The sequence below is a fragment of the Sphingobacterium allocomposti genome (genome assembly GCF_008124885.1).
GTDB lineage: Bacteria > Bacteroidota > Bacteroidia > Sphingobacteriales > Sphingobacteriaceae > Sphingobacterium > Sphingobacterium allocomposti.
Window position 1 is genome coordinate 75,141 of sequence record NZ_VNHX01000008.1, and the last position, 25,674, is coordinate 100,814.

Here is a 25,674-nt window from a genome sequence, read left to right on the forward strand (position 1 = left end):
TTTTCCACATTGCAATATTAAAAAGCGGAAATACGAAAAGCCGCCCCGTGGACCCCGAAACGTCATAACTGGACGTGCTGCCTACCCTACGAAAGACGTCTGGTTATAGGGTTTACACTGTGCTGACGAAAATACGCGGGAATAAATTGGTTTTGTCGATTCATTCTGTTAAATTTGTTATGCAAGCATAGCAAATGCGTATCAGATTATGAGCCAAGGAAATACCATAGATTACTTTTTAAAGACGAGTTGGCAGACGGTTGCCAATAAGTATAATCTTATTGCGTCGCAATACGGTTTTACGCAGGCAGCGGGGTATATATTAATTAATATACATAGGGAAGGAACCTCCGTGTCGCAGATCGCCAATTCAACGGGAGTAAAAACAACATCGCTGTCCCGCGTGTTGAACAATCTGGAGGCATTGGGCTTCATATACAGAGAGGTGAATGCTTCGGACAAACGCTCGGTAAAGGTCTATCTGACAGAGCTGGGCCGGGAAAAGCGGAAGATTGCAAAAGATGTCGTCCGACAGTTTAACGAGTTTTTAGAACAGCAGATTCCGGAGAGCGAACGCACTCAACTGATACAATCGTTGCAGAAGATCAATGAACTGGCGGCAAGCTATACGCCGCACATAGAAATGGATGTTTAGAATAGACTTATAAACTGAAAAATAGCTAGACATGAACAGAAATATAAAAAAAGTAGCTGTCCTGGGTTCCGGTGTGATGGGCTCACGGATTGCATGTCACTTCGCCAATATCGGTGTCGAAGTGTTGTTACTGGATATTGTCCCGCGGGAACTGTTGCCTGCCGAAGAGGCCAAGGGGCTGACGCTGCAAAGCGGCGTCGTCAGAAATAGGATTGTAAACAGCTCGCTCGAAACGGCGTTAAAAAGCAACCCTTCGCCGATATTTAGCAAAAGCTACGTCTCCCGGATTAAAACAGGCAACTTCGAGGACAACATGAAAGATATTGGAGCGTGTGATTGGATTATCGAGGTCGTGGTTGAACGGCTGGACATAAAAAAGGCCGTGTTCGACCAGGTGGAGGAACACCGTAAACCCGGATCATTGATAACCTCAAATACGTCGGGGATTCCGATTCATTTGATGGCTGCCGGACGCACAGACGATTTTAAAGCTCACTTTTGCGGAACGCACTTTTTCAATCCACCAAGGTATCTGGAGCTTCTCGAGATCATTCCTACGGCCGATACGCGCACGGATGTCGTCGATTTTCTGACGTATTTTGGAGATAAAATGCTTGGCAAAACCGTGGTGCTGTGTAAAGATACACCTGCGTTTATTGGGAATCGTATCGGCGTCTATTCCATGTTGGCTATCACCCATCTTGTGGAAGGAATGGAGCTGTCGATTGAAGAGGTCGACAAATATACCGGTCCGGCGATGGGACACCCGAAGTCAGCAACATTCAGGACTGCCGACGTCGTTGGTCTCGACACCCTGGTAAATGTCGCAAACGGATTAATGCAAAACGCGCCCGACGATGAAGCGAAGGATGTGTTCCAGTTGCCGGCCTACATAACGAAAATGGCCGAAAATAAATGGCTGGGTGAAAAGACAAAACAGGGGTTCTATAAAAAAGACAAAGACGACAAGGGCAATACAGTCATCCTTTCGTTGGATCTGAAAACATTGACCTACCGCGAGCAAAGTAAGGTCAAATCGTCCACGTTAGAGGTTACCAAGCAGGAAGAAGACATACGCAAGCGGATGAAGGCTTACGAGCAAGGTACGGATAAGGCCGCGGCGTTGTTCAGGGCCATGCATTATCCGCTCTTCGAATACGTCTCCCGACGGGTACCCGAAATAACCGACGACTTTTACCGTATAGACGATGCTATGCGGGCGGGTTTCGGCTGGGAACTGGGGCCCTTTGAAGTGTGGGACGCCTTAGGAGTGCGCGCAACATTGAAAAAAATAAAAGCGGAAGAAAAGCGGTTGCCGGGCCAGACCGGAGAAGTTGCTTCCTGGGTTCATGATATGCTGGATGCTGGCTGTGAATCTTTTTATCACATCATTGAGGGGGTTAAACACTATTACGATCTTGCAACGAAATCGTACAAACCTCTTCCAGGGGCTTCTGATCTGATCGTTCTCGATCATATCAGGGACACAAAAACTATCTGGAAGAATAGCGGCGTTACCATTTTAGACCTGGGAGACGGTATTATCAATTGTGAATTCCATACCAAGATGAACACCATCGGCGGTGATGTTATCCAGGGAATAAACAAAGCGATCGACCTGGCGGAAAAAGACTTCCGCGGTTTGGTCATCACCAACGATGGAAAGAACTTCTCCGCCGGAGCTAATATCGGGATGATATTTATGATGGCCGTAGAACAGGATTTTGACGAGTTAAACATGGCTGTGCGTATGTTCCAAAATACGGCTATGCGTATCCGGTATTCCGCCATCCCTGTTGTTGTTGCTCCATTCCAGCTCACGTTGGGCGGCGGCTGTGAGTTTGCGATGCATGCCGACTTCGTACAGTTGCACGCGGAGACCTACATGGGACTTGTGGAGTTCGGCGTAGGCGTTATTCCCGGGGGCGGTGGTTCGAAGGAATTTGCATTGCGCGCGTCGGACGAGTATAGACCTGACCAGATCGTGCAAAACACGTTACGCGAACGCTTCCTGACCATAGGGCAGGCGAAGGTGTCGACATCAGCTGTTGAGGCCGCAGAATTGGGCTATCTTCAAAAAGGGAAATACGCAATAACCATGAACCGAAAGCGTCTGTTGGCAGATGCGAAAGCGAAAGCAGTAGAACTGGCCGACGCAGGATATATACAGCCTGCGCCACGGAACGACATCAAAGTGCTGGGGAATCAAGGGCTGGGAATCGTATACGTCGGAGCTTCTTCTATGCGTGCAGGAAACTATATTTCCGACCATGACAAGAAGATTTCGGAAAAACTAGGATGGGTGATGTGCGGAGGAAATCTGTCTGCACCAACGGAGGTTTCAGAACAATACCTGCTCGACCTCGAACGCAAAGCGTTTTTGGAACTCTGCAGCGAGCGGAAAACGCTGGAGCGCATACAGCACATGCTAACTAAAGGAAAGCCCTTGAGAAATTAGTTGCTAGCCATGAGTAGTGCGTAATGAGTATGGAGTACAAAAGCTTTGGAAATGCATAGGTTTCAAGAACTGAAAGTTTGGCAAAAGGCCATGGATCTGGCGGTCGATGTCTATACTAGTACGGAGAATTTACCATCGACAGAGAAGTTTGGACTGTTAGTGCAGGTGAGAAGGTGCAGTGTTTCTATATGTTCGAATATAGCTGAGGGGGCTGGAAGAAACTCTGTCGGAGAATTTATTCAGTTTCTTGGCGTTGCCAATGGTTGCCTATGAACTTCAAACTCAAATCGAGCTGCTTAGTAGACTCGGGTATATAGAGGAAAGTACGAAAGCGGACTTAATTGAACTGGTTAGTGAAATACAGAAAATGTTGTTTAATCTTATAAAGTCTTTAAAGGATAATACGAGGTGAATTGTCTTTATACGGGATACTCACTTCTCAATACTAAATAAAAATGGAAGCATACATCATAGCAGGATACCGCACGGCGGTCGGGAAAGCACCAAGGGGCGTCTTCCGGTTTATGCGGGCCGACGATCTGGCCGCGGAAGTAATTAAGCATATGGTAGCTACGGTTCCCAATCTGGACGTTGAGCAGATCGACGACGTGATTGTCGGAAACGCCATGCCGGAAGCCGAGCAAGGCTTAAATATGGGACGTTTGATATCGTTGATGGGATTAAGTACCGATAAGGTACCGGGGGTTACCGTAAATCGCTATTGCGCGTCCGGTCTCGAAACCATTGCAACGGCAGTCGCTAAAATCAAGGCGGGTATGGCCGACTGCATCATCGCAGGGGGCGTCGAGGTCATGTCGGGCATGCCGTTTGGAGGGTGGAAAATTGTTCCTAATCCGGTAGTTGCAAAAGAGCACCCCGACTGGTATTGGGGAATGGGACTTACTGCCGAAGCGGTAGCCAAAGAGTTTAATGTTTCCCGCGAAGATCAGGATGCTTTTGCGCTGCGTTCGCATCAGAAAGCTATCGAAGCAATAAAAAATGGTCACCTTAAGGAAGGGGTTGTTCCTATAAAGGTCACGGAAAACTACGTCAAAGACAACAAAATTACTACGCGGGAATATGTTGTTGACACCGACGAAGGACCACGGGCCGACTCCACCGCGGAAGCGCTGGCAAAACTTAAGCCTGTATTCGCTGCTGACGGCTGCGTAACGGCGGGAAACTCGTCGCAAACGTCCGACGGAGCTGCGTTCGTGCTTGTGGTATCTGAACGACGGCTGAAGGAGCTTCAGGTCGATCCGATAGCTAGAATGGTCGGTTATGCCGTAGCGGGAGTGCCGCCCCGCATAATGGGAATAGGTCCGCTTGTTGCCATTCCAAAAGCATTGCAGATGGCCAACCTGACAAAAGAAGACATCAACCTGATCGAACTAAATGAGGCCTTTGCCTCCCAGTCGCTCGCGGTTATACGTGAACTGGGGTTAGACGAGTCCCGCATTAACATCAACGGAGGCGCAATCGCTTTGGGACACCCGCTAGGGTGTACAGGGGCAAAGCTGACTGTACAGATCTTGCACGATCTGAAACGTAGAAACGAGAAGTACGGCATGGTGACCATGTGCGTAGGAACAGGACAAGGGGGCGCGGGGATATTTGAGATGTGCACGTAACGACAATGGAAAACCAAGCACAAATAATCATTGCACAAAGCTGGGGCTAACTAAATACGCAATACGAATATGAAAACAGAAACGATAAAAGGCGGCGAGTTTGTAATCCGGGAGACGCCTTATGAGGCAATTTTTATCCCTGAAGAGTTTGATGAAGAGGCTAAAATGATCCGTCAGACATGTATAGACTTTCTCGAGTCAGAAGTATTAAATAAGCTGGATAGAATCGATGCGCAGGAGGAAGGGCTAATGGAAAGCCTGCTCGACAAGGCCGGCGAGCTTGGGATGCTGGGGGTGTCTATTCCCGAACAATACGGCGGGTTCGGTAAAAACTTTAACACGTCGATGCTGGTTGCAGATGCCGTTGGCGGAGGCTATTCTTTTGCGGTTGCTTTGTCGGCACATACCGGTATTGGTACCCTGCCTATACTATACTATGGAAATGACAGGCAAAAGACTAAGTATATTCCCAAGCTGGCTTCCGGGGAGTGGAAAGCATCGTACTGCCTAACGGAGCCCAATGCCGGTTCTGACGCTAACTCAGGACGAACGTCGGCAACGCTCAATGCGGAAGGAACACATTACCTGCTTAATGGACAAAAAATGTGGATCACCAATGCCGGGTTTGCGGATATCTTCATTGTCTTTGCAAAAATAGAAGACGACAAGAATCTTTCCGCATTTATTGTCGAGAAGGAATTCGGCGGGATTACAATGAACCCCGAAGAACATAAGCTCGGCATAAAAGGATCTTCCACACGGCAGGTTTTCTTCAACGACTGTCCGGTTTCGGTGGAGAATATGCTTTCCGAACGCGGAAATGGCTTTAAGATAGCCGTCAATATCCTGAACATAGGTCGGATCAAGCTCGGTGCGGCCACTATTGGCTCCTCGCGATCGGTCATTACACAGGCTGTCCGCTACGCCAACGAGCGTGTACAATTCAACCTCCCTATATCGAAGTTTGGCGCCATCCGTCATAAGCTTGCCGAGATGGCTACACGCCTGTACGCCGCAGAGTCAGCCACCTACCGCGCAGGACAGAATATCGACGATGCTTACGAAGCCTTGATCGCTTCCGGAATGGACGAGGCCAAGGCCAAGCTGAAGTCCGTCGAGCAATTCGCCGTAGAGTGCGCAATCATTAAAGTTTGGTGTTCAGAAATGCTCGACTATGTTGTCGACGAAGGGGTGCAGATTTACGGAGGCATGGGGTATTCTGCCGAAGCACCAATGGAGCGCGCCTATCGCGATTCGCGCATCAACCGCATATTCGAGGGTACCAACGAAGTCAACAGGCTGTTGATAGTCGATATGCTATTAAAAAGGGCAATGAAGGGAGAACTGGATTTAATGGGACCCGCTACAGCTGTGGCTAACGAACTTATGGCTATTCCCGACTTCGATGAGCAGCAGGATACGCCGTTTGCAGCCGAGAAAAAGATTATCGCTAACCTGAAAAAAGCAGGACTGCTCATAGCAGGAGCGGCTGTGCAGAAGTTTATGATGTCGCTTGCTAAAGAGGAAGAAGTCTTAATGAATATCGCTGATATTATTGGTTACGTGTACATCGCAGAATCCGTGCTACTACGAGCAGAGAAGATCTGGCATACGCAAGGGGAATCAGCCGCTCAGCTGCCGATAGATATGGCTAGAGTTTACCTATATAGTGCCATAGACAAAGTTCACGTGGCCGGAAAAGAGGCGCTGTACGCGTTTGGTGAGGGGGACGAACTGAAGATGATGCTGGTCGGTTTACGACGTTTCACCAAAGCCGAGCCGTTTAACATGAAGGATGCGAGACAACGGATAGCCAAAAAACTAATTGAAGAAAACAGGTATTGCTTTTGAGCCGGTTATCGAATGATCGGTCTATAAATCCGCTGTAGCCATACAGCGGATTTTTTTTGTTAAAATAAGTTTTATAAAAAAAATCTACTAAAACAGTAGTCTTTTTTATAAATGTTTCTATATTTGCATTGTCTGTTTCAATTGGCGTTGGCAACGACAGTATAAAAACATTAAACAACACATGAAAACTATCAACCAATCTCCGCTTTCTTCCCGCTTCACGACACGTGATCTTGTGACGTTTCACTGCCTGTCATCTCGAATGCGAATGTGCTACTAACTTTCCCTTTATATAAAAGCAAAAGGGGAAGTTGACGCTTCCCCTTTTCTTCCGTTCGATAATAAAAGCAAGTTCAATTGGCGTTGGCACTTGTCAGTATTCACTATCAAACATTCAAAACTATGAAATATTGTAGAGTATTCCGATACTCGCTTTCTATTTTTTTAACGGCGGTGCTCTTTACGTCGGCCTGGGCACAGGAAGCAAAACCAATTATTAACGCTTCGCTCGTCGGTACGGTTGTCGATGCGACAACAAAAAGCCCTATAGAAGGGGCGACTGTGCAATTGGAAGCGGTGACCCATAGTGTGAAAACCGACCGAAACGGCAGGTTTTCCTTTGTTACCGGGCAGAAATTGCCCTTCCGGCTTATCATCACATCAGTAGGCTACGAAACCCAAAACCTTGTTGTCGAAAAATCGCCTGCGGTTGTCGAATTGAGACGATCCACAGAAGACCTGGACGAAGTGGTGGTCGTCGGATATACGACGATAGCCCGGAAGAACCTCATCGGTGCAGTAGACCGTGTATCCCAGCAGGATGTTCGGGATATTCCAACAGGCAGCTTCGACGCGCAGCTTCAAGGCAAAGTGGCCGGTATGCAGGTCGCAGCGAGTACGGGAGTGCCGGGCGAGGCGTTACACGTGCGCCTCCGCGGGGCTACCTCTATCAACGCAGACAACAATCCGCTGTACGTAATCGACGGCGTCTTCCTAAATTCCGAAAGCCTCCAAACTATTAACACAGGAGGAAAGGCAACGTCGCCCATTGCCGACCTGAATCCATCCGATATTGAGTTCGTCGAAGTGTTGAAAGATGCTGAAGCTACAGCATTATATGGGTCGCGGGGAGCGAATGGCGTGATTTTAATTACCACCAGACGTGGGAAAAATGCCCAGTCGGCAAAGATCGATGTTAATCTCTATTCCGGCAGAGGCAAGGCCTCTAAACTATGGGAACTAACAACGGGGCCTGAGCACGCGGAGCTAGTTAATGAATATTTCAGAAATATCGGTCAGACGCAGCCGTTCCGGCCCGTCGCTGAAGGAGGAAGGGGGACGCCTTCTGAACAACAGACCTATGATCGCCTATCAGAAGCATTTCGTACAGCCGGTGTATATAATGCGGATCTGTCTGTGTACGGAGGCAGCGATAACACCGCCTACTATTTAAGCGCTGGGCATAACAAGCAGGAATCGATACTCCGGCCCATTTCCTTCGACCGGGCGAGTTTCCGGTTTAATTTAGACCAAAAAATAAACAACCGTCTAAAAGTGGGCTCAAGCAATGCTATTTCACGGACGGGCCGGAATCAAGGCAGGGCGGGCGACGGCCCTCAGGGAGGAATACTGCAGGCTGCACTGCATACACCAACTTATCTGTCGCCGTACAATGAAGCGGGTGTCCCCGTCGGCCGGGCCGGATTTGATAACCTAACCTTGCTGCTGGATAACTATGATGTGGGATCCACCAGCCTTCGTTACATCGGCAACGTCTACGGCGAATATCAGATCACACCAGCCTTACGGTTCCGTTCGACATTTAGCGTGGATCACAATAATTATAACGAGCATGAATACTGGAACAACCTGCTAATTGCAGGCAGTCCGAACGGACTGGCAACCTCCGCAATTTCCCAGTCCACCACGTGGATTAATGAACAGACGTTGACATACCGAAAAAGATTGGGACCACGGCACGCCATTGGAGTATTGCTGGGCAACACCCTGCAAGGAAGCTACTTTTCGTTAACTTCGGCAGAAGGGAGGGGGTTCGCCACAAACGACTTTACCCTGATCAGCGCGGCAGCGACAACCACCAGCAACCAAGATTGGGATCAGTATAAACTGGCTTCATTTTTCGGACGAGTGGATTATGCGTTCGATGATAAATATTTGCTGGACTTTTCGCTTCGGGCAGACGGATCTTCAAAGTTCAATGAAGGATACCAATGGGGCCATTTCCCAGCTATCGGTCTTGCGTGGCGTTTAAGCAAAGAAAGCTTCCTCGAGGATGTTGCTCTACTGAACGACCTAAAACTGAAAACAAGCTACGGCTTGACCGGTAACCAGAACGGCATAAATTCTTTCGCCTCCAGACAGCTGTGGTCCGGTGTGGGATCGTCATACCGTGGAATTGCCGGAATTGTGCCGGCACAACTGGCAAACCGCGAGCTGAGCTGGGAGACGACCTCCCAGTTTAACGTGGGGCTGGATGCGGCCCTTTTACGTAACAGGCTGACGACATCATTCAACTATTATTATAAATATACCAAAGACGGATTATTGACGGAGATACTACCTGGAACCACTGGATTCAGCAGTTTTACCGATAACGCGGTAGAGATCAGTAATAGAGGGCTTGAGCTGAGCATTAGCTCCGTAAATATCAATAATGACGCTTTCTCCTGGAACACGTCTTTCAACATTTCCCGTAATATCAACAAGATCGAAAAGCTGGCGACACCGCAAAGTTACGGAAGCAGAAACCTTATCCAGTTTAAAGAGGGGCATCCGATGTATTCTTTCTGGGTATATAACCAGCTGTATGTAGATCCGCAGACCGGTGATGCCGTATATGAAGACATAGATGGCAATGGCCGTATAACGACCGACGACAGGAAAATTATGGGAAGCATATGGCCGGACTATTTCGGAGGCTTAAGCAACGACTTTTCGTATAAAAACTTCGATTTAAGCGCATTCCTCACGTTTTCTGTCGGCAACAAGATATATAATCACAATCGCTTTTTCGGAGAAGGAGGGGGAGCACGGGACGCCGCGCGCATCATTTTTAGATCGAATCTGGACCGATGGCAACAGCCCGGCGACATCACGGACGTACCGCGTGCAGATGGTGTCAATAACAATAATTATAAAGACGGTGGAGGTAGATGGCTGGAAGATGGTTCTTATTTGAGGCTCCGGACGCTAAGCTTAGGCTATAGTTTTCCGGCAACGCATCTAGGGCGGTGGTCTTTAGCCAAACTTCGAATATACGCGCAGGCAACGAATTTATTTACGCTTACGAGATATACAGGACTTGATCCGGAGTCCGCGGCGAGCAGCGCCGCAAATCAGCAGGGGATCGACCTCGGGACGCCGCCGCAACCGAGAAGTTTTCAGCTAGGTGTCAATCTAACATTATAAGAAAACCATGAAAAAATATCTGTTTTTATCCTACATCATTCTGTTTGCAAGCTGTTCTTCGTTCTTGGAAGTAGAGCCTAAAACATCCATATCCGGAGAAGGTGTAATCCATGACGAAACTTCGGCAAACGCCGCTATCAATGGGGTATATGATGCACTCCGAAGCTATTATAGCGTGGATTATCAATCCATCGCCTATCTCTCGGGTGATAATGTCCAATGGACAGGATCACAATCGCAGGTCCAAGAGTTTATCAACAATAGGGTAAACCCGGAGAACGCGACAATAGCATCTACATGGAACGGAATCTATAGAACGATAAATAGGACCAATAATGTCATCGCGGCGCTAGTCGGCTACGGCGGAGATGGAATTGCCCCTGCCGTTAGAGACAACGTTTTAGGACAGGCATATGCGATCCGCGGATTAGCCTATTTTGATTTGGTACGTGTGTGGGGCGGTGTTCCCCTGATCACGGAACCAACGACGCAGGTTGGAGATAATATGGGCGTAGCACGGAGTACAGCCGAAGAAGTATATAGGCAGGTGATCAACGATCTGAACCGGGCCGAAGAGCTCCTGCCTGCAACAACCGATCGTTTCGTTTTTACCAAAAAGACGGTATGGGCATTGAAGGCAAGGTATCACTTATATCGGAAGAGCTGGGACGAAGCAAGGACATACGCTCAGTTGTTGATTGACGACCGCGCCAATTATGAGTTGTTGGCACCTTATTATTCCTTTTTTAAGAATAATGTGACGGGAACAAGAGAGTCCGTGTTCGAACTGTTTTATAGCGCCAATGAACCAAACCCTCATCGGGCACAATGGCAGCCTCAAACCAACGGCGGTACCAGACAATGGGCCCCAAGCGATGAACTGGTCGCTTTGTTGACAAACCCGGAGACAGCAGGGGCACGCAGTCAGCTAATCGCCCGAGATAACCAAAATCGCTGGTACGGCGATTTATATTACAGAAGTACAGGTGCCGATCCGACCTATGTCATTCGGTTGGCCGAGCTTTACCTTATCCGCGCGGAGGCTTATGCCGAACTTGGAACGTACAATTTAGCCGTCGACGATCTTAACAAAGTCCGCGAGCGTGCGTTGCTGGCTAATAAGCCCTACCACGCAGGCAAAGCCGACATTTTGCTGTGGATCGAGAACGAACGCCGTTTGGAATTTGCCTTCGAAGCGCACCGCTGGTTTGATCTCGTAAGGACTGGCCGCGCCCAGCAGGTGTTGGGAATAACAGAAGCGTTCCGGCTTTTACTACCGATTCCGTATAGCCAGATATTGGCGGACCCCGCCCTTAAACAAAATCCGGATTATTCATCATAGCATTTAAATCAGATGACTCCATATCTTCAGGACCATATTTGGAAGAAGTATCTGCTCCGGGCGAGCATACTTTTTATCTTGTTGCTTAGCCTGCCATTGCAACCAGACTTCTATCACGCGTTGTTTACAATCAGTTGGCAATATTTTATAGCTGATATTTTCCATTTAGTAACCTTTCTGCCTCATTATTTTGGAGTGCAGAGTACTATATATGATTGGCTGCTGCTCCTTGTCTTGGCCTTGGTGGGGGCCGCGATCTGGCTAAAAAAGGAAAAGACGCAACGGCGCGATCGCGAACAGACCTACTATTACTATCTGCGGATATTCGTACGCTTTAAACTCGCTGCTATATTGTTTGTGGCCGGCCTTACCAAGCTATTTCCGGTGTTCGTGCCGGAGCTGTCCCTGAGCCACCTAAATACAGCATACGGTTATTTTGCGGACTGGAAACACTTACTTCTAAGCTTATCCGCTGCGCCGGCGTATTTGGTATTTCTAGGTGTCGTCGAACTTGCTGCCGCAGTACTGCTGCTCTTTCGAAAAACAGCATTTCTGGCGGTTATTTTTGTCATTCCATTTTACGGAAACGCGTTTTTGGCTGATCTAGCTTATCAAGGCCCGACCTATTTTGTGTCCGTATACATCGTTCTATTGACCCTCCCGATCTTTATGTATGATGTACAGCGCTTGGGATCATTGATTGTCAGTTTAAAAGAGACGCCGCCAGCAAGCTGGAAATTCGATTGGCAGACGAAAAGATGGGGCCGGTGGCGGTTGCCGGCGAAAGTCGCTTTTGCATTTGTTTTTATCGTGTTGGTAGGAGCCAGATCGTATTCCGTTTATCGGTATCCGAACCAGTCGTTACATTATCCGACCCAGACGGGAATCCCAGGTGCCGCCGGAAAATACATCGTGGATACATTTGTGCTGAACGGCGACACGCTGACATTTTCTCCGACAGATAGTATAAGGTGGAAAGACGTCGTGTTCGAAAAGTGGAATACGATGAGCGTGCGCAAAGTAAATACCGTTTTTAAGGATGTACCGCCCACCGCCTTTTTTCAGAGGGAAGACGACCGCAGAGAATTCGAATATACCCAGGTCGGCGACCGCCTGTACTATCGCTATAGCATTTCGGCCGATAGCATCATACTCCGAAACCCTAATAGAAATTACGGTGACGACACCTATCTGTTTAAAATACGGCGCCCCGACAGCATCCATATAAACCTGACAGGTGTTAACGCACAAGGAGACACTCTGCACGTGGGGCTGAGTAAAGTCGACAAAAAATATCTGTTGCAGGAGGTTAAAAAGGTCGGGCGTCGCGGATTGGGGTACAAGTTATAATCACTAAATCACATGAAAATGTCAGTTAACAATATATTGCAAGACAAACGTCGGTGGACTACCTTTCAGCTTATCGCCTTCCGCATCAGCTTTGTGTTCTTTATCATCATTTCGATACCGAATAACCCGCTATGGTATAAACATGTCTTTGCCATAGATTGGTTGAACCTCGACTACCGGGACCTTTATGATATTTGCCGGTTTGGCTCGGGCGTAAATTGGTTTGGACGGACCACATTTGGCCATCATCTGCAAGGGTACAGTATCTGGGTGAATACCCTATTTTTTTCTGTTGCAGCAGGAGTTCTCTGGACAGCATTTCTAAAACTACGCAAAAGAGAACGGTACGAATATGATAAACTGTTTTATTGGCTCAATGTGATCGTGCGGTATAGAGCCGGGCTGGGAATTATCGGGTTCGGCTTTACGAAACTCTTTCCGGTGCAGATGCCCTATCCTTCTTTAGGGATTCTCGATACCGACTATGGCGATCTAACAGCCCAGAAGATCTTTTGGCTTTCGTTTGGAATCGTACCCTGGTATCAGGTATTTGCCGGAATTCTCGAGGTGGGAGCAGGAACTCTGTTGTTTTTTAGAAAGACAGTGCCTATAGGCGCTGCCCTGCTTGTTGGCGCTTTGGGAGCAATTGTCGTGGTGAATTTTGCATACGATGGCGGGGTACACGTCTACAGCTCCTACTTTGTTCTGTTGAGTCTGTTTTTATTGATCCCGTACTACAGGCCGTTCTACGATCTGTTTGTCAGAGAAATACCGGCGAAGGTGTCGTTGTATCTGCCTGAGTTCAACCCTGCATTTCACTACTTCAGCGTTGGTCTCAAAGCAGCCGCTTTGTTCATCTTTGTCGGGGTATTCTCGTACTTACAATACATCGATTTCAGATACGACCCCTACAAACAGCCCTCTTCTGCGGGGGTTCAGGAGCTACGGGGGCAGTATAATGTGACGGAATTTAAATTAAATGGAGAGACAAGACCCTTTAATCCGTATGATACCATCCGCTGGCAATCCGCGACTTTTGAAAAATGGTCTACATTGACCTTCCGTATCAATAAACCGCTGCGGTTAGACCTGTCGAACGGCGGAGGCGATCCTAAACGCGATGTCAACCGTACGTTCGAGCTTTCTGGTGTTGCTGGAGGGCAACGGGCCTTCCACTATTATGCAGATACGGACAATCAGATGCTTTATCTGGAAGATAAATATAAGCTGTTTCCTGATCCGCGGAATGTCACCGCGGGCGAAGGCGGCGACCGTGGCGTGCGGAACTATTTGGCAGATAGGAGGCTGAACGACGAATCGCCCGCGATATCGCTCGAAGAATGGATGCCTGATTCCGTCAGACATAAGTTCGCCGATGAGGTGAACGACGTACATCCCAAAGCGAGGACGACCCGCCGGATCAGGGAGTTCGCCAAAGCAGATGAGTTGGCAAAAAAGGAAACAAGAAAGCGTTTCGTGGTCAACTATGCGGTATACGATAATGGCAATAAAGTCATATTGAGAGGCGTAGACGAAAATCGCGATTCGCTTTATGTGGTATTGGACAGGGTTGTCAAAGACTATAAGCTCGCTCCAGGTAAATTGGTCGCCGGACAATATGATTAGAACCCGAATAGCATATCTCCTGATAGGATGTGCGACGGCATCGCTAACCCGGTGCAGTCCCGTCGATCGCGTGCCCGCGACCGTTCACGTACAGCAAGAGCACACCGATTGGTCAACAGGCCTTATAGCCTACGAGGCTACCTGGCCGGATAAGTTCGGTATAGGAAGGCCGGCAGATAAAAAATTTATTGATAGGTGGGATATCGACGTCCGGCCAGATGGAAAAGGACTGCCAAAAGGGCGGGGGCTGGCGAAAAACGGAGCTGCAGTATACCGAAAAAAATGTGCAAGCTGTCACGGTGCCAACGGGTACGAAGGGCCTGAGGATAAGCTTGTCACCGATCCGACGGGAGGGAATACCATCGGTAATTATTGGCCTTACGCGACGACAATTTTTGACTATGTCCGCCGGGCGATGCCGTTCGATGCGCCGGGCTCATTGACAGATCAGGAGGTCTATGATATCACCGCCTATCTGCTGTATCTGAATGGTATCATAGAAGAAGGACATGTGATAACAGAAGAAAGCCTGCCGCGCGTAGAAATGCCGGCAAAAAAAAGATATGTTTTAGACGACCGACGTGGAGGTCCTGAGATAAGATAAATACAATGTCAGTAGAACGTGATTACTTCTTGCAAATACGCGGGCTTGTCCGCTGGTTAACAGCAACTGTTGCCATTTTTCTAGCGCTGGTTGCCGGACTCGTTTGGTACCAGCACACATCCCGAGGGGTTAAGGAACCATCCTTTGACTCAAAAATCGTTGTCGATCCGGGAAAGGTGCAGGGTGCGCCGTCGTCCGAAGTGGGTTACCGGTCTAAATACGATAACCCCAAGCGCATCGCAACCTATGCAACGGCCTCGCGGACTCCGCTGGAGGAGCTGCAGGGCACAATTACGCCGTCCGACCTCCATTTTGAACGGCACCACGCGGGGATACCTGATATTGATCCTGAACAGCACGAGCTGCTTATCCACGGTCTGGTGGATAGGCCTATACGCCTTAAGCTTTCAGATCTTAAAAAATACCCTTCTGTATCACGGATCTGCTTTATTGAATGTTCAGGCAATTTTCGGTACGGAAAGCGGGAGATGACGCCGGGAGAGGTCTGCGGTCTAACCAGCCAAAGCGAATGGACAGGTGTTCTGCTGTCTACGGTACTGCGGGACCTTGGAGTTAGGCCCGAGGCCAAATGGTTGCTCGCCGAAGGGGCAGACGGAGCGTTGATGGCCCGCAGCGTTCCTTTGCAGGAAGCCCTGACAGAAGCCATTATTGCTTACGGTCAAAACGGTGAAGCTATCCGGCCCCAGCAGGGGTATCCCATGCGGCTGGTTATTCCGGGGTTTGAAGGCAACACACAAATCAAATGGCTGCGACGGATTGAGCTGACGGACCAGCCGGTGATGACCAGAGAAGAGACATCCAAGTATACAGAGAAAGTAAAAAACGGAAAAATCAGGATGTTCAGCCTTGTTATGGACGCCCGGTCCATCATAACTTATCCTGCCTATCCAAAGCGGATCGAAAAAGGATGGCAGGAGCTACGGGGGATAGCATGGAGTGGCAGAGGCAAGGTGACGAAGGTATTGGTGAGTGTAGATAACGGAAAATCGTGGCAGGAGGCGCATCTCCAAGGGCCCGTGCTGGAAAAGGCACACACCGCTTTTAAATTGATGTGGCATTGGGACGGAAAGCCTACTCGTGTGTTGAGTAGAGCGATCGATGAGACCGGATATGAGCAGCCCACGTATAAGCAGCTTGTGAAGGCAAGAGAAGCAAGAGGAGGCTATCATTTTAATCCAATTGTAGGATGGGATATAGAAAAAACGGGAGAGGCCTACCTGGCCGACGTCGAGGATATTTAAACGACTATCCCGACGGAAGAACAAAAGGGAACGCCTGCCGTTTTTTAGGTTAGTTTAAAGTGAGTATCTTAGTAAAAGACCATGGGAAAATTTGATGTTATTGTAATAGGTTCGGGTCCAAACGGACTTGCTGCCGCAGTCACCCTGCAGCAGCAAGGACTTTCCACACTGATCGTGGAAGGATCCCCGACGATAGGTGGCGGCATGCGGACAAAAGAGCTGACGCTACCGGGTTTCAGACATGACGTCTGTTCGGCAATACATCCTATGGCCATGGCCTCGCCTTTTATGCGTTCGTTGCCGTTAAAAGACTATGGGCTCGAATTTATCGAGGCCGACTATGCTGCGGCTCACCCTTTAGATAATGGCGATGTGGCACTACTACACCGTAGTCTGGAAAGGACGGCGCATGACTTGGGAATAGATGGCTCAACTTACAAAAGGCTGATTTCGCCGGTAGTGAGCCGTTGGGGGAGCCTCGCCGTCGATACAATGGGGCCATTGCGCTTCCCCCGTCATCCGCTGGACTTGGTACGCTTCGGACTGGATGCACTGAAACCTGCCACATGGACCGCTGCTACCTTTAAAACCCAAAAAGCGAAAGCCCTGTGGGCGGGCGTGGCGGCGCACGGAATACAACCGTTGTCCAACTGGGCAACATCGGCCATCGGATTGGTGTTAACAGCCGTCGGCCATCGTTACGGATGGCCCATACCACGGGGAGGTTCACAGGCTATAGCCGACGCGCTTGCGGCGTACTACCTTTCACTGGGCGGACAGGTACAAACCGGCCAGTGGGTAAAAGATGTGCGGGAGCTGCCCGATCACAAGATTGTAATTCTCGATCTAACGCCCAAGCAGATGCTAAACATAAATGGCCTGGCGTTCGATGACCGTTACAGGAAGCAGCTACACAAGTACCGCTACGGTATGGGCGTCTTCAAAATTGACTGGGCACTGTCGGAGCCGACACCTTTCAAAGATGGACAAAGCCAACGCGCAGCTACAGTACACCTCGGCAACACAGCTGAGGAGATCGTCAGAAATGAGGCCGCTTCCCATGCGGGGCGGGCGGTGGAGAAACCGTTTGTGCTATTTACCCAGCCAAGCCAATTTGATAAAAGCCGTGCCCCCCAGGGCAAGCATACAGCCTGGGCTTATTGTCATGTCCCGCATGGATCGGAAACGGATTTCACGGCAGCTATCGAAGGACAGATAGAGCGCTTCGCTCCCGGATTTAAGGAGACCATTCTAGCGCGCCATACTTTTAACCCGAAGCAACTAGAGACATACAATCCCAATTACATAGGCGGCGACATCAATGGAGGAATCATGGATATTGCACAGCTTTACACCAGGCCTACGCTCTCCCTGACCCCTTACCGTACCTCGAATAGGTCCGTTTATCTCTGTTCTTCATCTACGCCTCCAGGAGGGGGCGTACACGGCATGTGCGGATATCAGGCTGCGAGAATCGTCCTGAAAGACCATTTTAATATCGAGGTGAAGTTATGAGAAAAATAGTATTGGCGGGCGGATCGGGCCATCTCGGGACACTATTGGCAGAAGCATTTCTGGATCTGGGGTGGGACGTCACTGTTCTCTCCCGGCAAAGGGATAAGAGGGACGGCCCGGTAGACTACATTTTTTGGAACGGAGAACACCTTGGACCATGGACCAACGTCTTGGAAGGCGCAGACACGGTCATCAACCTAAGTGGCAAGAATATACAATGCCGGTTTACGCCCAGAAACAAAGCGCTTCTCGACCACTCCCGTATTTTACCGACCAACGCCTTGGGAAGAGCAATTGCGCAATGTTATAAACCGCCTAGACTTTGGATAAACTTTTCCGGTCTGTCCATTTTCTCCGGACTGAACGAGATGCAGGACGAAACAAGCATTGCCGTTGGATCCGGTTATCTCGCACAGCTGACCCGCCGGTGGGAGGCTGCCGCTTCGGCTTTCGAGCTTTCAGATACGGTGCGGGTGATACTGCGTGTCAGCCCTGTATTAACTAGGCAGCAGGGAATGTTCGCGGAGCTACTCCGACTGACAAGGTGGAGGCTCGGGGGGAAGGTTGCAGAAGGAAAGCAGCTCGTTAGTTGGATTCACGAGCACGATTTTGTGCAACTGGTGCAATGGGTCATAGAACAGAGCAACCCACGTCGCATTTATCACGCATGCAGCCCCAATCCCATCACGCAAGCCGCCTTGATGAAGACGATCAGGGAAAGTACCGGCATTTCTTTTGGATTACCGCTTCCCCGTCCGTTGGTACATATCGGCGCGCTTGTTAAGGGTATCGATCCAAGCGTACTGCTAGACAGTGTTCCTGCAACTACCCGCTACACCGTGGAAGATGGGTTTGCTTTCACGTACGGAAAGCCCCGGGACGCGATCGTCAACCTGGTAACCGGTGCTTAGCAAATTTTCGGAAAGGTCAATAGCACTTCTATAATTATACTTATATTGTCGTCATCATTATTTATCTATTACAAAACAGTTCAACATGACATCTTCTAAATCAGGTTTAGCGATCAACGAAGACTGGGTCGTTGTGATACTCGGACTTGCTATTATTTTTTTTGCTCTATTTGGTGTTATCGTGCCTAAACCGTCTTTTTCGTGGGACAGCACATCGGCTCTGTACGAGAACGTATTGGCCGCCGATAACCTTACAAAGCTAAGTATTCAGTTTCTTCTCGTTTATAGCGTAGCGATTGTAGGAGGCCTGCTGTTAGGACGGCCGCTAAAACCCCTGCTCGTGGTTTTTCCATCCGTCTTTGTCATCACCGTGTTAGCGTTGGTACTTGCGGGAAACGAAGCTGTCAAGGAGTATAACCTGGAGGCCGTTATCTTTAGCTTGGGGTTCGGCCTGTTAATCGGTAACTGTTTTAGGCTGCCTGTGTGGTTTAGAGAAGCACTATCCACGGAACTTTATGTAAAAATCGGATTGGTGCTGCTAGGTACGTCGGTCATCTTCGGCGATATACTCAAAGCAGGGGCCCTTGGTCTGATACAGGCTTCGGTGGTCGTTCTTTCTGTTTGGTATTTTGCCTTTTGGCTGTGTAAAAAGATGAAGATCGATCAGGAAATGTCTATGATGCTTTCAAGCGCCGTGTCGATATGCGGAGTCTCGGCTGCCATCGCTACTTCTGGCGCTATCAAAGGCGATCCTAAGAAGCTTTCTTATATCATCTCATTGGTGCTCATTACAGCCATCCCAATGATGATCTTTATGCCTTATCTGGCGCATTGGATGGGGCTTTCGCAGGAAGTAACGGGTGCTTGGCTCGGAGGCAGTATAGATACTACCGGCGCCGTGGTCGCCTCTGGGTCGCTTGTCGGAGAAGAGGCCTTGAAAATCAGTACTATCGTCAAGTTTTCCCAGAACGTGTTGTTGGGAATTGCCGCTTTTGCCATTAGCATCTACTGGACTTATTCCAATTCCAAGAGCGCAGAAAACGCAGAAAAGCCAACGCTGAACGTAATCTGGGAGCGGTTCCCGAAGTTTGTTCTCGGTTTTGTGTTTGCGTCGGTGCTGTTCTCTTTCTTCGTTCCACCGGCGACAGTCGAAGCGGTGAAAGACAGCCTGAAGAGCTTGCAAGGACTTTGGTTTGCGCTTGCCTTCACCTCCATTGGTCTGGAAACTAACTTTAAAGACCTCTTTGTGCATAATAACAGAAAGCCATTATACGCTTTTTTAATCGCGCAGTTCTTTAATATTATTGTCACGTTATTGATCGCCTTGATGTTATTTAAATAAGACAGGGCCGTTAACAAGTCTAAGGTTCTGGCGCAGTGAAGGGATTCTTGTCATTGCCTATGGCGTGCCGTTGAACGACAGGGCATCCGTCCGATTTGCGGCGAAGTACGGTAAAGCGACATCGCTGACAACGTGTTAAAGATATAGGGTCACCCCAACGATTTATGACTGTTCGCCATAAAACTTATGGATTTTAGCCGTATATTTCATCTTATAAAAGAGACGTCATCCGATGAACGAAAAGGAGTTGCTAACATACTATCGACGCACGGGCGATATTGCTGCACTGGGCAGACTCTATGCACCGTATATGCCACTGCTATACGGGGTATGTTTCAAGTACCTTCAGGATCAGGACGCCAGTCAGGACGCCGTCATGCAGATCTTTGAGCAGCTGATTGATAAGCTGAAGGTTCATGAGGTGGACAGCTTCAAGAGTTGGTTGTATGTGTTCGCCCGTAATTTTTGTCTTATGGAATTACGGAACGCAAAGCGAAAGACATTTGTAGACATAGAAGAACACCTGTTCGAGACTGAAGGAAAGATGGAGGCAGCTGAAGAGAAGCGCTGGAAGGAAAGCGATTTCGAAAAGATGGAGGCTTGTTTGGCTAGCTTACAGGATCAGCAGGCGAAAAGCATAAGACTCTTCTATCTGGAACAAAAATGTTATAAAGAAATTGCAGAAGAGATGAATGTCGATCTTAACAAGGTGAAGAGCTATATACAAAATGGCAAGCGCAATCTTAAAATTTGTATGGAAAAGCGGAACAATGGAAAATAACTATCAGCTATCACGGATACATAATTATATAAACGGTTTAATGAGCCGGGAAGAAATGCACGCCTTGGAACGGGAGGCCCTGGACGATCCTTTTTTACAAGATGCTATCGACGGGTATAGGTTGCAGCATGGTGTAGACGCCAAGTCATTAAGTCTGCTACAACAGCGCCTCGAACGAAGGGTCGAGGAGCACGCGCAGCAAAAGCATAGGCACTATTTTGGCTGGCAGCGTTTAGCAATTGGGCTTACGGCAGCTGTCCTGTTTATTGCCATATGTACATTGCTGCTTATCCGCTATCTGCCAAATACAGGCAAGCAGAATGTGACCGAGGTGGAGCTTATGGACGAAGCCTTAACTGCTATAAAAGTCCAATCGATCGCGGGGGGCGATGCGCAACCGATGGAGGGGTGGAACAGTTTCTCGCAGTATTTGAAAAAGCACTACTCAGGGCGCAATACAGAAAGGCACTTGGAAGTGTCGTTTAAGGTCGACAAAAACGGTGCAGTATACGCTGTCCGTGTGGTCGGTGGACAAAGCCCGGAGATGAACCAAGAAATTGCCCGCTTGTTGCAACGCGGCCCTAAATGGACGGGAAGCGAAGGACGCATCCGTATCACGTTTCCGGAATAGGGAAAGATACGCTTGTTCGTGTAGAAATGGGTAGACGTTAGGCTGCGGTGGACAATGCAGGTTTTAGAAGTAGGTGGAAGCTACAACGCCGCAAGTTAAAAGTAAACGGCCTCTGGACAAAGTCGCAAAGGCCGTTTTTAGTGGAAACCTAGAAAGGCAAATCATCATCGTCAGCTCCAGAAGACGAGATGTCAACAGGAGGCATGTCCGCATATCCGGGTGCCGAAGCAGAAGGAGCAGTATTTGCCAGCTTCGTCACGCGCCATGCCACCAATGAATTGAAGTAGGTGGTTACGCCATCCTTGTTTGTCCAAGGGCGTCCGCGAAGATTGAAAGAAACCTCAATCTCATCGCCTACAGCTAAATTATCAAATATGTTGACACGATCCTGTGTCGCTTCAAAACGAATATACTCTACAAATTGCGGGTTTTCAGCATACGCAACGATAAGATCTCTTTTCTTAAAAGATTCCGTTACCTGTTGCGTAGCTCCTATCTCATGAACTTTTCCTCTTATTTCCATATCAAACTTATTAAACTGTAAAATTAAGCATTTTTTGCTAAGCAGAATAAGTAACTTTGCAAAAATATGATGGAAGTTTTCAACAGCCCCGGTAAAGTTATCATTACCTGCAATCGGCGTTTGTCGCCATATTTGGCTCAAGAGGTCAGTGCGTTAGGCTTTGATATCGTACGTTCCTTTAACACAGGCGTCGAAGTGAAAGCCACTGTAAACGAGTGTATACGGTTGAACTTAAACCTACGCGTAGCCAGCCAGGTTTTATACGAGATTAAATCGTTCCGTGCATTTGACGCGGAAGAGCTATATAAGAATTTAGTCGTTATTCCCTGGGAAGAGCTGCTGCCTTTTGATGGCTATTTTTCGGTCACTTCCCATGTACATAACGAGACAATAACCACGCCGCTTTTCGCTAACGTGAAGGTCAAGGATGCTATCGTCGATAGGATTAAGGACAAAAAAGGATTACGCCCGAATAGTGGCCCCGAACTAAGCAAAGCGGTTATCCACCTGCATTGGATGGACGACCGCGCCGAGATTTTTCTGGACACATCCGGAGAAACATTGGCAAAGCATGGATACCGGAAGCACCCGGGGAAGGCGCCCATGTTGGAAGCACTGGCAGCTTCAACTATTATGGCAACGAATTGGGATGGCAAGTCTCCATTTATAAACCCCATGTGCGGATCGGGCACGCTCGCTATCGAAGCAGCGCTCTTTGCCCAAAAGCGGATGCCGGGATTGCAAAGGATGAACTATTCCTTTATGCACGTCCTGGGCTATAACGAGGACGCCTTTTTCGAAGAACGCCGTCTTCTCAAAGAAAAAACCGATAAGACTAACCTTCCGTTCATTGTCGCGTCCGACATTTCTGACGAAGCAATTGAGATCGCCCGACAGAATGCAAGGACCGCCGGTGTCGAACACCTTATTCAGTTTGAAGTTTGCGACTTTGCTAAAACAACCGTACCTGCCGAACAGGGCGTGATCATGTTTAATCCTGAGTATGGTGAACGTCTCGGCATACACAGCAGATTGGAGGCGACTTACAAACGCATAGGCGACTTCCTCAAGCAGGAGTGCAAAGGGTACAGAGGCTACATCTTTACCGGAAATCCCGATTTGGCCAAGAAGATCGGCCTACGGGCATCGCGCAGGTTCGAGTTCTTCAACGGCAAACTAGACTGTCGTTTATTGCAGTATGAACTTTACGAAGGGACCAGAGAAAAATAAGGCATGCAGGATATCATCGAAAAAACCGTTGTCTTCGTGCAGGACCGGCTGAAAAATGCGGAGGCAGGACATGACTGGTGGCATATACAGCGCGTATGGAACAATACGAAGCTCATTCTGGAAACGGAACAGGCTGATCGACTGGTCTGCGAATTGACGGCCCTATTACACGATATTGCAGACAGCAAATTTCATGACGGCGACGAAAGCATCGGCCCCCGCATAGCGGGCGAGTTTCTGGAAGGTGTCGGCGTTGAGCCAGCAACTGTTGAACACGTACAGAAAATTATCCTCAACATGTCGTTCAAAGCGTCATTGGGCGAGGTGCATTTCCATTCTAAGGAGCTTGAAGTGGTTCAGGATGCCGACCGCTTAGATGCTATCGGAGCCATAGGAATAGCGCGGGCTTTTAACTACGGAGGTTTTAAAAACAGGGAAATATATAACCCGGATATCCCGGTAGAAACTAACCTGTCTAAGGAAATGTATAAAAACACACAGGCGCCAACCATCAATCATTTTTATGAAAAGCTCCTCTTGCTACGGGATAAAATGAATACAGATACCGGAAAAAAAATTGCAGCCGACCGCCACAGATTCATGGAAGTTTTTCTGCAACAATTTTATGGCGAATGGAACGGCGAGCGATGATTTAATATTTTGTTAACCTGAATTCGGTATATTCGTCATGTAAATCAACCAAAGATGCATAACAAACGAATATACGTCCTTATCGTTTCTTTTCTCTTTATAACCTCGGCATCCTTTGCGCAATCGCTGGATTCTATAGCCGTAGCTTCCAAGCAATGGAACACGAAGGAAATCGCTAAAGGGCTGCTTTGGAAGCAAGCGCATTTCGACACCTTGTTTGACAGCGAGCAAGAGATCAACTTTTTAGAGATAGACCTTAAAAAATATAGAAAGCGACTTCGGCTCGCTGCAGAACCCCGGCAACTGAAAAAGACCTCCGAAATGGCGCTCGCGCACCAAGCTCTTGTTGCCGTTAACGGCGGCTTCTTCGATACGAAAAATGGCGGTGCCGTCGATTTTATTCAGGTAGATGGGAAAGTAGTAAATACTTCCAAACGGAAGATCGACAGGACCAATGCACTTTTTTTATTTTCGCGGAAAAAGATAGCCATAGCGTTATCCACGGATACCACCTATGAGCGGGAGCGCTACCCAAACGTCATGCTTGCTGGTCCGTTATTATTGCAGGACCACCGTCCTTACCCACTTACGAAAAACGCTTTTAACGAAAACCGGCACCCTCGCACAGCCATCGGAGTGACAGCGGACAAAAAGCTTCTCGTGCTGGTCGTCGACGGACGCCATCGCATGGCGCATGGCATGAGCTTATATGAACTTACGGACGTCTTAAGGTGGTTGGGAGCCAAAGACGCCATGAATTTAGATGGAGGCGGCAGTAGCTCACTCTACGTCAGGGGGGCGACAGCTACGGGCATCGTCAATCACCCCTCGGACAACAAGCAGTTCGACCATGAAGGGGAACGCGCTGTCGCAAATATTATTTACATTAAGTAGAGACAGAGACGGAACAGACACGTTTCCCAGTGCGTCGGCGCAGCTCATCCTGCCATAAAACGTAGCCCGTGCAAGCTTCATGGCTGTTAAAGAACGGGCCGGGTGTAACGAGTTCATCTATACAAATGAGATTTAACGCTTATAGATAATTATTCCAATGAAAAAAACGCTAGTAGTATTGACGCTTTTATCGGCCATTCACTTTGCCTCATTTGCGCAAACGCAGATCATTGCTCACCGCGGAGCATGGAAAAACACGAAAGTCCCACAAAATTCTTTGGCCTCACTCAACAAAGCCGTTGAGCAGAAGGCTTGGGGAAGCGAGTTTGACGTTCACCTAACCAAAGACGATGTGCTTGTCGTCAACCATGATCAAGACTTTTATGGGATGGACATTGCCACGTCGACCTATCAGGAATTGCTGTCAAAAAAACACCCGAACGGAGAATCCATCCCGACAGCGGAAGCGTACCTGCGGGAGGGACTGAAGCAGAAAGGAACGAAACTGATTTATGAACTGAAAACAAATAAGCTTGGAACAGAGCGTACACTCAAGTCGGCCGAGATGACCATTGCGTTGGTAAAGAAGCTTAAAGCAGAAAAACAGGTAGAATATATAGCCTTCAGTTATGATGCCTGTTTAAAACTGAGAGAACTTGATAAAAAAGCCAAAGTGCATTATTTAACCGGCGACAAGGCTCCCGAAGAACTTAAGCGCGCCAATTTGAGTGGTCTGGACTATCACTTATCGGTCTATAAAAAGAACCCTTCGTGGATTAATGAAGCCAAAAAATTGAAGTTGGAAACAAATGTCTGGACCGTGAACAACGAGGAAGATATGCGTTATTTTATAGAACAAAATATCGACTATATCACGACGGATGAGCCAGAGCTATTAAATACGATTTTGAAAAAGTAACGGTCTGACCGTGATGATAACGATTCACCGATAACTTCTTTGTCACAAGAGGGGTTTAGAATCAGAAAC

22 protein-coding genes are annotated in these 25,674 nt (G+C 48.4%); 21 read left to right on the forward strand and 1 reads right to left on the reverse strand.

The annotated features are described in order from the left end of the window. Positions 1–208 precede the first annotated feature (208 nt). The 17 genes from BC792_RS07780 (at position 209) to BC792_RS07855 (ending at position 21,388) form a co-directional block, all read left to right on the forward strand. Positions 209–655, forward strand: a complete 447-nt coding sequence (locus BC792_RS07780; RefSeq protein WP_148908429.1) for a MarR family winged helix-turn-helix transcriptional regulator — start codon at positions 209–211, stop codon at positions 653–655. A gap of 31 nt (positions 656–686) precedes the next feature. Beyond that, entirely contained in the window at positions 687–3,113 is a 2,427-nt protein-coding gene (locus BC792_RS07785) for a 3-hydroxyacyl-CoA dehydrogenase/enoyl-CoA hydratase family protein (RefSeq protein ID WP_148908430.1), read from the forward strand. A 51-nt stretch (positions 3,114–3,164) separates the two neighbouring features. Beyond that, the gene (locus BC792_RS18695; RefSeq protein WP_262713436.1) at positions 3,165–3,386 is read left to right on the forward strand and encodes a four helix bundle protein; all 222 of its coding nucleotides are present in this window, start codon (positions 3,165–3,167) and stop codon (positions 3,384–3,386) included. Beyond that, complete coding sequence (locus BC792_RS18700) at positions 3,373–3,525, forward strand: four helix bundle protein (protein WP_262713437.1); 153 nt, start codon at positions 3,373–3,375, stop codon at positions 3,523–3,525. Before BC792_RS18695 ends, BC792_RS18700 begins: the two co-directional genes overlap by 14 nt. 43 nt (positions 3,526–3,568) lie before the next feature. Next, a complete protein-coding gene (locus tag BC792_RS07795; RefSeq protein WP_148908431.1) occupies positions 3,569–4,744 on the forward strand; it encodes an acetyl-CoA C-acyltransferase in 1,176 nt (391 codons plus the stop codon). Positions 4,745–4,813: 69 nt separating this feature from the next. Continuing rightward, positions 4,814–6,595: an acyl-CoA dehydrogenase family protein gene (locus BC792_RS07800; RefSeq protein ID WP_148908432.1), complete on the forward strand. Its 1,782-nt coding sequence runs from the start codon at positions 4,814–4,816 to the stop codon at positions 6,593–6,595. A 402-nt stretch (positions 6,596–6,997) separates the two neighbouring features. Next, positions 6,998–10,024, forward strand: coding sequence for a SusC/RagA family TonB-linked outer membrane protein (locus tag BC792_RS07805; protein WP_148908433.1), 3,027 nt, complete (start codon positions 6,998–7,000; stop codon positions 10,022–10,024). A 7-nt stretch (positions 10,025–10,031) separates the two neighbouring features. Continuing rightward, positions 10,032–11,366, forward strand: a complete 1,335-nt coding sequence (locus tag BC792_RS07810; protein WP_148908434.1) for a RagB/SusD family nutrient uptake outer membrane protein — start codon at positions 10,032–10,034, stop codon at positions 11,364–11,366. A 12-nt stretch (positions 11,367–11,378) separates the two neighbouring features. Next, a complete protein-coding gene (locus BC792_RS07815; protein WP_148908435.1) occupies positions 11,379–12,716 on the forward strand; it encodes a DoxX family protein in 1,338 nt (445 codons plus the stop codon). A gap of 12 nt (positions 12,717–12,728) precedes the next feature. Then, on the forward strand, positions 12,729–14,342 hold the full coding sequence (locus tag BC792_RS07820; RefSeq protein ID WP_211357496.1) for a hypothetical protein: 1,614 nt from the start codon (positions 12,729–12,731) through the stop codon (positions 14,340–14,342). Further along, positions 14,335–14,946 (forward strand): c-type cytochrome, encoded by a 612-nt coding sequence (locus BC792_RS07825; protein WP_148908436.1) that lies wholly within the window; start codon positions 14,335–14,337, stop codon positions 14,944–14,946. Before BC792_RS07820 ends, BC792_RS07825 begins: the two co-directional genes overlap by 8 nt. Before the next feature lie 5 nt (positions 14,947–14,951). Beyond that, complete coding sequence (gene soxC, locus BC792_RS07830) at positions 14,952–16,208, forward strand: sulfite dehydrogenase (RefSeq protein ID WP_148908437.1); 1,257 nt, start codon at positions 14,952–14,954, stop codon at positions 16,206–16,208. Positions 16,209–16,289: 81 nt separating this feature from the next. Then, positions 16,290–17,723: a phytoene desaturase family protein gene (locus tag BC792_RS07835; protein WP_148908438.1), complete on the forward strand. Its 1,434-nt coding sequence runs from the start codon at positions 16,290–16,292 to the stop codon at positions 17,721–17,723. After that, positions 17,720–18,634, forward strand: a complete 915-nt coding sequence (locus tag BC792_RS07840) for an epimerase (protein WP_148908439.1) — start codon at positions 17,720–17,722, stop codon at positions 18,632–18,634. The genes BC792_RS07835 and BC792_RS07840 overlap by 4 nt, the downstream gene beginning before the upstream one ends. 85 nt (positions 18,635–18,719) lie before the next feature. Further along, positions 18,720–19,976, forward strand: coding sequence for a YeiH family protein (locus BC792_RS07845; protein ID WP_148908440.1), 1,257 nt, complete (start codon positions 18,720–18,722; stop codon positions 19,974–19,976). A gap of 232 nt (positions 19,977–20,208) precedes the next feature. Beyond that, positions 20,209–20,757 carry an RNA polymerase sigma factor gene (locus BC792_RS07850; RefSeq protein ID WP_148908441.1) on the forward strand — a complete coding sequence of 183 codons (549 nt, stop codon included), beginning with the start codon at positions 20,209–20,211 and terminating at the stop codon, positions 20,755–20,757. Continuing rightward, a complete protein-coding gene (locus BC792_RS07855) occupies positions 20,747–21,388 on the forward strand; it encodes a hypothetical protein (protein WP_148908442.1) in 642 nt (213 codons plus the stop codon). Before BC792_RS07850 ends, BC792_RS07855 begins: the two co-directional genes overlap by 11 nt. Before the next feature lie 148 nt (positions 21,389–21,536). Here the strand turns inward: BC792_RS07855 and BC792_RS07860 are convergent, their stop codons facing one another. Continuing rightward, on the reverse strand, positions 21,537–21,911 hold the full coding sequence (locus BC792_RS07860) for a DUF3127 domain-containing protein (protein WP_148908443.1): 375 nt from the start codon (positions 21,909–21,911) through the stop codon (positions 21,537–21,539). A gap of 69 nt (positions 21,912–21,980) precedes the next feature. On the opposite strand from BC792_RS07860, the gene BC792_RS07865 reads away from it, so the two are divergent. The 4 genes from BC792_RS07865 to BC792_RS07880 all read left to right on the forward strand — a co-directional run bounded on the left by BC792_RS07865 (position 21,981) and on the right by BC792_RS07880 (position 25,605). Beyond that, positions 21,981–23,141, forward strand: coding sequence for a THUMP domain-containing class I SAM-dependent RNA methyltransferase (locus tag BC792_RS07865; RefSeq protein WP_148908494.1), 1,161 nt, complete (start codon positions 21,981–21,983; stop codon positions 23,139–23,141). Positions 23,142–23,144: 3 nt separating this feature from the next. Further along, a complete protein-coding gene (locus tag BC792_RS07870; RefSeq protein ID WP_148908444.1) occupies positions 23,145–23,792 on the forward strand; it encodes an HD domain-containing protein in 648 nt (215 codons plus the stop codon). A 54-nt stretch (positions 23,793–23,846) separates the two neighbouring features. Beyond that, positions 23,847–24,686 (forward strand): phosphodiester glycosidase family protein, encoded by an 840-nt coding sequence (locus BC792_RS07875; protein ID WP_148908445.1) that lies wholly within the window; start codon positions 23,847–23,849, stop codon positions 24,684–24,686. A 157-nt stretch (positions 24,687–24,843) separates the two neighbouring features. Further along, positions 24,844–25,605, forward strand: a complete 762-nt coding sequence (locus BC792_RS07880) for a glycerophosphodiester phosphodiesterase family protein (RefSeq protein WP_148908446.1) — start codon at positions 24,844–24,846, stop codon at positions 25,603–25,605. Positions 25,606–25,674 lie beyond the last annotated feature (69 nt).